Genomic DNA, 8,293 nt, shown 5'->3' with positions numbered 1-8,293 from the left:
TATCTTTAGTTGAGTTTGAATATATCGGTCGCTCCTATTCATAGTTTGCGATCGATTATTCAGCAAGCCCTAAATAAAGAGTGTGGTTTCGGTTCATTTTCTACGCTTCTGCCTTATCCTCCTGTTGAGGGGCGATCCCTTGAATTTTATAACACTCCAGAAGGCGATTTTTTAGGAACGATCATTAAGGTTAACGAAGCAGTCAGTTTCGCTCCATGTGAGGTAATCCAGCCAAATAAAGGTTTTGGTATGCCGAAAGAAATTACAGTCAAACCTTCAATAATTCAATTTCAAGTATGGGTTGATGTGACAAACTCTAGTCAGTTAGGTAGTTTTGGGATTCCAGAGCTTTAGTAATCGAGTTCTTCAGCAAGATAAGCTGTCGCGCATTTAAATTGCATATTCGAGGCAGGCGGGACGCCCACCGCACAAGAGTTTGATTGTTTTTTAACAGACAATTTAAATGCAGAACAGCTTAGCCGTAGGGTGTGTCGCCATCACAAATTAACAAATTAGAGTGACAATCTCATAGTGACGCACCACATAAGAGGGTGGTGCGTCAAACTAATCATGCTCAAGTCGCCGAGGGAATTGTGATATCAACAGATTGCACTTTGACCGAAGTTCCCAAACTCGATAACGGCGGTTGAATTGCCGCCGTATTTCCCACTACTAATGTTACCAAATTCTCCGGTTTCAAGTAAGTTTGGGCTACCCGCTGCACGTCGGCAATTGTTGCTGCTTCGATGCTGCGGCGGTAGCGAAAAATGAAATCTTCGGGATAACCGTAGTATTCGTAGCGCATTAATCGCGACAAAGTTTGACTGGGATTTTCAAATTTGAAGATGAAAGAATTTAGGGTGGAATCTTTAGCAAAAGCTAATTCTGCCGGGGTAATTGGTTCGGTGCGGATACGATCGATCTCTGCCCGAATTGCCTGGATGAACGGTACTGTGGCGTCCGATCGCGTTTGGCCTCCAGCGACAAACACCCCCGGATAGTCATATCTCGGACTCCAAGCGGCGTATACTGAATAAGCTAAACCTTGGCGCGATCGCACGTTATTGAACAAACGACCACCGAAACCGTTCAAAACCCCGTTCATTACATCCAAAGCACCGTAATCTGGACTGCTGAGCATTCCGCCCAAATGTCCCATTTGCACGTAACTTTGACTTAATTGCGGCTGATTTACCAAAAATATGCCGCCGCCCTTTGCTGGTGATACTGTTGGTAGCGCAGGCACTTCTGCACTTTGGCTCCGTTGCCAGTTGCCGAATTTTTGCTCGACGAGCGATCGCATTTTAGCTGTATCAAAATCGCCCGAAATACCCAAAATCATATTCTTGGCATGGAAATATTTCTGGTAGAAACTCACCAAATCGTCGCGGGAAATATTGGCGAGGGTTTTGTATTCTACCGTGCGCGCGTAAGGACTGCGATCGCCGTAAATTAATTTTTGAAACTCGCGGCCGGTAATATCGTCAGGATCGTCATTGCGGCGGGCGATCGCACCTTGAGTTTGGTTCTTCGCTAAATCCAACTTTTCCTGAGCAAATATTGGCTCCCGAATCACTTCCGCAAATAAGTCAAACACGGGTTCCACATCTTCAGCTAAAGCACTAAAATTAGCGCTGCCTGAACTAACATCAATCCCCGTTTCTACTGAAGCTGCTCGCTGTTCTAGCAACTGATTTAGTTCATCAGCCGTATGGCGGCTCGTCCCGCCAGTTCGCATCACTTCTCCCGTCAATCCTCCCAGTCCGATTTTATCGGCAGGTTCAAAGCGCTCGCCCGTGCGAAATAGCGCCGTTCCCCCGATTAACGGGAGTTCCCGGTCTTCCATAAGATACACCCGGATGCCATTTTTCAGCTCGAAGCGAGTGTATTTAGGCAGTTTAATTTCTGCCAGCGGGGGAAATGTTAATTCGTCGTAGTGTTTGGGTGCCACCGCAAAGGAAGGTAACAAATTAAACGTGCCAAGTGAAACAGTAAAAAAGCAAAGCGATAGCACAAATAACTTTACTTTTTTCAGTCTCAATTTAGTCCTTTTCATTCTTTCTCCTAAGTTTTTTATTGTGACAATTCTACAGCGAGGCATAGCCTCTGACTCTGCGTTCCCAGGCTCTACCCAAGGCGTGATAACTTAACGTTAAACCAACCGTCTCTCTTGTTTGTCGCGAACTGCGATATCCACCCTAACCCCCCTTATTAAGGCTACGGTGTACACACAAGTCTAGTGCTGACCAATATTGTACAAATCCTGTTTCCTAGAACCTTGATTTCTCGTTTTTCCTTCTCAATAGCCTAAAATTAGTGAGAATGAACTGGCTTTATGAGATTCATGCTAGATAAGGGTTTTAGGACTTGTGTTCACAGATATCGGACTTGTGTGTACACCGTAGCCTTATTAAGGGGGGGGACAAGAGTGTTCTCAAAGTCCCCCTTATTAAGGGGGATTTAGGGGAATCTAGACTCGACGAAAAGCGACATTTATTATGGGTTTTAGTCTTAAGTTGTCAGGAATGGGCAGAGTCGAGAAATGAGTATTCCTTCTTCCTTCTTCCTTCTTCTTACAGTGGCAAAAGCTTACCAATCGTGCGATTTTCCGGGCGGAAAGTTGCCTGAGCGACACGCTGAATGTCAGCGGGAGTAACAGCCGCGATCGCCTCCAATTCCTTGAACAAATTTCGCCACGAACCAGTTTTCACTTGATAATCCAGCAGCGAAAATGCCATGCCCATATTAGAATTGAGCGATCGCAACAACTCGGCTCTCGCCTGAGTTTTCACCCGCTCCAATTCCAAAGCAGAAACCGGCTCTGTTTTCAGGCGCTCGATTTCCTTGCTCAAAGCGGAGGCTACTTCATCAACCGTGCGGCCCGGAGCAGTTTGAGCGTAAAATAACATCAAATTCGGATACTTGTCCCCCGGATAACCGCTGAAACCTTGAGCCGCCAGCGCCAATTGCTGTTGTTCTACCAAAGATTTGTAAAGCCGAGAAGTGCGGCCATCGCTGAGCAAAGAACCAATGAGTTCATAAATCGCATTGTCGGGATGATTCATCGCCGGCCGGTGGTATCCTTCCAAATACCAAGGTTGAGTGTTTAATTTCAGCGTCACTTCCTTAGTTTGCGTTTGGGGAGGTTCGACAATCTGCAATTCTGGAGGCGCTGGTTTCGCCTTGTAACGACCGAAATAAATTTGAGCGAGTCGCTTCACCTCCGAAGCTTTCACGTCTCCTACCACCGCAACAGTCAGCTTGCTGGGGACGTAGTGAGTATCAAAAAACTTCTGCACGTCGCTGCGGCTGAGGTTTTTAATGTCTTCCGTGTAGCCAATTACGGGGCGGCGGTAGGGATGAACAGAGAAAGCTTTATCGGCAAAAACTTCAACCATTTGTCCGATCGCAGAATTCTCGGTTCGCAGCCTCCGTTCTTCTAAAATTACCTGTTTTTCTTTGTAAAATTCCCTAAATACTGGTTCTAGAAATCGCTCGGATTCCAGTGACATCCACAGTTCTAACTTATTAGCTGGCAGGCTGTAAAAATACATTGTGGCGTCGGTAGAAGTCTGGGCATTTAGTCCGACTCCGCCTGCTTGTTCGACTATTTTGCCGAGTTCGTTACGCTTGACAAATTGCGAAGCTTCGGCTTCAACTTTGTCAAATTCTGCTTGGAATTTGGCGACTTCTTCAATTTTGCCGCTCGCCTTCGCTGCTTGCATTTGCTCGAAGAGTTCGTCTTGTTTTTCTAGCAGCGGCTTTTCGGCTTTGTAGTCGGTAGTGCCGATTTTTGGCGTGCCTTTAAAGGCTAAATGTTCGAGATAGTGAGCGACACCTGTTTTGCCGTCGGGTTCGTTTGCGCCGCCGACATCGGCGTGAATCAGAAACGATGCTACGGGCGCTCTGGGCCTTTCGAGCACGATGAATGTCATGCCGTTGTCGAGCTTAAATTCGGTGACTTGGCTGATTACTCGATCGAGCGACGGTTGAACAGAGACTGCTTGGGAGTCGCTAGCGGGGTTGGGGCGGGCGAGGGCTATTTCGGGAGAAACTCCCCACCACAGCAGTACAGCGGCCAGCAGGGAGGCGATGAATCGAGTTTGGCGGGGCGATTCCCTACGGGATAGCTTCGCTTCACGGGGTTTTTGGAACTGCGGGGTCATTCGATTTTAGATTTTAGATTTTAGATTTTGGAGTATCAAACAAAAAAATGTTTGTACTCGGTGGCCAGGGATTCTTTTCTCAGGATAAAGATTTTTGGAAGCATAAGCGATCTGTTGTGCCACAGATGTTAGGCTGATACAGCAAATCTCAAAAAAGGTCTGGGGCCCGGCGAGGAGTTTTAAGTTTGGGATTAAAGCCGCGCACAACTTAAAACTTAACATTATTTAGCCATTCAGTCCCGAACCCGTAGTTCCAAGTCGCAAATTACCGATTGCAAAGCCATGCGAATTTTTAATCAGTCTCCTCCTTCTGAAACAGAAACCAAGAAGCGGATTTTACAAGCAGCTCAGCGGTTGTTTGCCCGCAGCGGATACGACGGCACGACAACTCGCGATTTAGCAGCGGCGGCGGGGGTGGCCGAGGGTACGCTATTTCGGCATTTTGATAATAAAAAAGCGATTTTGATTGAGGTGGCGACGGAAGGATGGGTGGAGTTGCTGACGGATTTGCTGACTGAATTAAGCGAGATGGGCAGTTACAAAGCAGTGGCTCAGGTGATGCGGCGACGGATGCTGAATATCCGCGAGAATAGCGACATGATGCGGGTGTGTTTTTTGGAGGCGCAATTTCACCCGGATTTGCGCGACAGAATTCAGTTGGAAGTCATCGGAAAAATGAGCGATGTTGCTGAGGCTTTTTTTGAAACAGCGATGGAAAAAGGAGTTTATCGGAAGATGAATCCGAAGATTGTTGCTCAGGTATTTTTGGGAATGTTTGCAGTCGCAGGTTTCAGTCAAAATACGATTATGGAGCCGAATGCTTCTCCACAGGAAATGCAGGAAATGGCTGAAGGACTCGCAGATATTTTTCTGAATGGGGTTTTAGAGAAAGATGAATAATTAGTCATTAGTTATTAATTATTTGTTGGTTGTTATTTATTGGTTGTTCTAATCAATAACCAATAACCAGTCACCAATCCCCCATCCCCAATTACTCTATAAACTCGTACATCTTTTGCACCCACTTCTCCCGATTCTCCTGCCAGTCATCCGTCACTACTTCCCAAGTTGTATTGCTTTCAAGTTCCAGCAATAGACTTGATACTTCTTCCAGCGTCGATGCTATGTGACATTCTTCTACCCAACTTTCACGGATCATTTTCCAGAGACTTTGTACCGCTTCCACCTGAAAATTTGATTCTAATTCAACTAGCAATTTGGCTAGCTGCTTTTCGTCAAGTGCTGCAAACACCTCGCTCATCCAACAGTTGCGACGTTCTTTCCATTCTTCCGTCACTGCGTCCCCATTTAGGTGGGCTTGAAACTCTAACAGTAATTGGTTTAGTTCTACCATATCAAGTTTTGTCTTGTTTGCAGTTGGTGCTATTTTTGTACAAATTTTATTGATTTAGAGTGTTGGTTTTTTATAATGAGCGAGATGGCTCAGGCTTGTTTGGACACCGCGATGGAAAAACAAGTTTATCCAAAGATGAATCCGAAAATTGTCGCTCAGGTATTTGTGGGAATGTGCAGGCGCGCCCTTCAGTCAAAATACGATTATGGAGCCGAATGCTTCTCGGCAGCAAATGCAGGAAATGGCTGAAGGACTCGCAGATATTTTTCTGAATGGGGTTTTGCTGACAGATGAAGAATTAGTGATTAGTCATTAGGAAATTTTAGAGCCTGAAAACGCATATCTACAGGCTCTGACTCCTCGAAACTACTCGTTAAACTTGTGCAGTTGCTGTACCCAATTATCGTGATTGTGTGGCCATTTATCAGCCATAGCTTCCGAATTGGTATTGGTTTCTATTTCCAGCAATAAACTGGATACTTCTTGAACAATTGATGCTCCCAGACATTCTTCTACCCAACGGTTCCGACGCTCTTGCCACTGAATATCAACCGATTCTCTCTGCAAGTTAGATTCCAATTCAACTAGCAATTCTGCTAGATATGTCAGGTTAACTGATGCTGCCACATCGCTAACCCAACTTTCCCGGCGCTCTTTCCATTCTTTTGTGACTCCTTCCGATTTGAGGTTGCTTTCAAACTCTAACAGTAACTGATTTAGTTCTACCATCTTAAATGTTTGATTTGTTGTAGTTTGCGCTACAATTATACCAAAAGTTTCACTAAACAGAGTGTTAATTTTTTTTTAAGATTGCGGTTGCAGTGAAACTACAGAATAGATAACTGAATAATGAGCGATGAATTTACTTTAGATATGCTAGACATTCCCAGTGGCTGGAGGCGGGGCGAAGGTGACTGGACAGCAGTGGCGGCGGCTCTTGCTAAAGGGGAAACTGTCGAAGTAATTCAAGAAGTTGGTTCTACTTTGTGGCAAAACAGTCTGCCAGAAAAACATTCTTTGTATTGGGAGGGGGAAAATCTCTCAAATATCAAAGCCCGAATTTGGATTAGTTTTACACAGAGAAGATTTTCGCCGGAATCTGCTTTACCAAAGGTTCAGTGGCATCCAAGAGTGTTGTGGATAGGGATAGGTTGTGAACGCGGAACAGATAGAGAATTAATCGAAACAGCGATTAAACAAGTGTGCCGTGCTTATCATTTAGCCGAAAGTGCGATCGCAGGTATTGCTACAATCGACACTAAAGCAGGTGAAGTCGGCTTGTTAGAACTTTGTCAAGCCCGAAACTGGCCGTTACAAACCTTTGCGGCTGACATTTTAAGTTCCGTAGAAGTCCCCAATCCTTCAAATATTGTAGTCAAACAAGTCGGGACTGCCAGCGTAGCAGAAGCTGCGGCACTTTGTGCAGTTAGAGAAGAAAATTTAACCGCAGATGAACGCGAATATACGCAGATATCCATCAATCATCGGCGTTCATCTGCGTTAATCTCTGGTTCACATCCCCTCTTAGTCCCTAAACAAATATTTCGCACCAAAAATCCCCCCCTTTCACAAGGAGGGGTTAGGGCGGGTTCTGCGGTAACAGTAGCGGTTGCAGTTGGCCCGATCGAGTATCTGGGATAATGTATTACTGAGACAAAGTATTGGCATTCACAAATCGACCAATCAACCCAGAAACAAATGACAACACAATGGAACCCAACAAAGCCGGCCAAAAACCGCTAACCGCAAAGCCGATATTGAACGCACCCGCCAACCACGAAGCCAGGGAAAGCGAAACTGCATTCACCACAAATAAAAACAAACCTAAAGTAAGAATGCTCAAAGGCAGCGTCAGCAATGTAAGAATCGGTCTGACAACCGCGTTCACCAATCCAATAACAACAGCAGCCAGCATCGCCGCCGGAAAGCTCACCACCGCAATACCTGGTACAATGTTAGCGGTAATGATCAGCGAAACCGCTGCTACTATCCAAGTTAAGAAAAAACTTAGCATATCTTTTTTTCCATCTCCATCACTATTAATTAAGATTTTAACTGTTTAGTCGATCGACCAAAGTTCGGGATACACTACGAAATACCCACCTTGCGAGAATATCAGACTTATGAAACTCCGGCAACTAGCAGCATTCCTCTGGGCGCTAACTATCTTCATCCTGCCGCAGCCAGCCCAGGCTCAATCTAAATATTACGCTCCTCCGCTGTCCTTTAGCAACGCCGAACTGACAAGACGCGATTTTTCGGGTCAAATGCTGCGAACCGCTGAGTTTTCTAACGCTAATATGGACTTGACTAATTTTTCTAATGCCGATTTGCGGGGAGCCATTATGAGCGCTTCGGTGATGACTGAGGCGAATTTGCACGGAGCAAATTTAACTAATGCAATGATAGATCAAGTTAAATTTACTAAGGCCGATTTAAGCGATGCAATTTTAACGGAAACAATTTTGCTGCGTTCTACTTTTGAGGGAGCTGATATCACCGGGGCTGACTTTACCGACGCAATTATGGATGGCGCACAAGTTAAAGAATTGTGCACAAAAGCCAGCGGTATTAATTCCCAAACTGGGATTTCAACTCGCGATTCTCTGGGATGTCGCTGATTTGTTTAGTCCTGAATCATGCCCAAAAACGGGTACAACCCCCGACACTCATGAGAGTCGAACCCAAAATTTTAGACGGCTCTTCAGAACTTATGGTGATAACTTTATCTAATAAAAGATAGACTCGTGCATAAGACTAGAAGCTGAAACTC

The 8,293-nt window shown here is 45.3% G+C and carries 9 protein-coding genes and 1 pseudogene; 5 read left to right on the top strand and 5 right to left on the bottom strand.

The genetic code is table 11. The annotated features are described in order from the left end of the window. Nucleotides 1-15: 15 nt before the first annotated feature. Nucleotides 16-354: a hypothetical protein gene (locus tag QUA40_RS26475; RefSeq protein ID WP_333131397.1), complete on the top strand. Its 339-nt coding sequence runs from the start codon at nt 16-18 to the stop codon at nt 352-354. Between the two features lie 220 nt (nt 355-574). On the opposite strand, the gene QUA40_RS26470 is transcribed toward QUA40_RS26475, so the two are convergent. Together QUA40_RS26470 and QUA40_RS26465 are read right to left on the bottom strand one after the other, a co-directional pair. Continuing rightward, entirely contained in the window at nt 575-2,056 is a 1,482-nt protein-coding gene (locus QUA40_RS26470; RefSeq protein ID WP_333131395.1) for a pitrilysin family protein, read from the bottom strand. Between the two features lie 517 nt (nt 2,057-2,573). Next, complete coding sequence (locus QUA40_RS26465) at nt 2,574-4,166, bottom strand: pitrilysin family protein (protein ID WP_333131393.1); 1,593 nt, start codon at nt 4,164-4,166, stop codon at nt 2,574-2,576. A 282-nt stretch (nt 4,167-4,448) separates the two neighbouring features. On the opposite strand from QUA40_RS26465, the gene QUA40_RS26460 reads away from it, so the two are divergent. Then, nucleotides 4,449-5,066, top strand: a complete 618-nt coding sequence (locus QUA40_RS26460) for a helix-turn-helix domain-containing protein (RefSeq protein WP_333131391.1) — start codon at nt 4,449-4,451, stop codon at nt 5,064-5,066. 91 nt (nt 5,067-5,157) lie between these two features. Here QUA40_RS26460 and QUA40_RS26455 read toward each other — a convergent pair whose 3' ends face one another. Beyond that, nucleotides 5,158-5,520, bottom strand: coding sequence for a hypothetical protein (locus QUA40_RS26455; RefSeq protein ID WP_333131389.1), 363 nt, complete (start codon nt 5,518-5,520; stop codon nt 5,158-5,160). Nucleotides 5,521-5,595: 75 nt separating this feature from the next. Here QUA40_RS26455 and QUA40_RS26450 point away from each other — a divergent pair. Next, nucleotides 5,596-5,836, top strand: a pseudogene (locus QUA40_RS26450) (TetR/AcrR family transcriptional regulator); the annotation flags it as partial. A 50-nt stretch (nt 5,837-5,886) separates the two neighbouring features. On the opposite strand, the gene QUA40_RS26445 reads toward QUA40_RS26450, so the two are convergent. After that, the gene (locus QUA40_RS26445; protein ID WP_333131387.1) at nt 5,887-6,249 is read right to left on the bottom strand and encodes a hypothetical protein; all 363 of its coding nucleotides are present in this window, start codon (nt 6,247-6,249) and stop codon (nt 5,887-5,889) included. 120 nt (nt 6,250-6,369) lie between these two features. On the opposite strand from QUA40_RS26445, the gene QUA40_RS26440 reads away from it, so the two are divergent. Next, nucleotides 6,370-7,161, top strand: coding sequence for a cobalamin biosynthesis protein (locus QUA40_RS26440; RefSeq protein WP_333131385.1), 792 nt, complete (start codon nt 6,370-6,372; stop codon nt 7,159-7,161). 4 nt (nt 7,162-7,165) lie between these two features. Here the strand turns inward: QUA40_RS26440 and QUA40_RS26435 are convergent, their stop codons facing one another. Further along, on the bottom strand, nt 7,166-7,534 hold the full coding sequence (locus QUA40_RS26435; protein ID WP_333131383.1) for a phage holin family protein: 369 nt from the start codon (nt 7,532-7,534) through the stop codon (nt 7,166-7,168). Between the two features lie 109 nt (nt 7,535-7,643). Between QUA40_RS26435 and QUA40_RS26430 the strand changes: the two genes are divergently transcribed. Next, nucleotides 7,644-8,141 (top strand): pentapeptide repeat-containing protein, encoded by a 498-nt coding sequence (locus tag QUA40_RS26430; protein WP_333131381.1) that lies wholly within the window; start codon nt 7,644-7,646, stop codon nt 8,139-8,141. Nucleotides 8,142-8,293: the final 152 nt, after the last annotated feature.

The sequence above is a fragment of the Microcoleus sp. Pol11C3 genome (genome assembly GCF_036701485.1).
Classification (GTDB): domain Bacteria; phylum Cyanobacteriota; class Cyanobacteriia; order Cyanobacteriales; family Microcoleaceae; genus Microcoleus.
The sequence above is the reverse complement of the archived record's forward strand: the minus strand, read 5'-3'. Positions and strand labels throughout refer to the sequence as shown.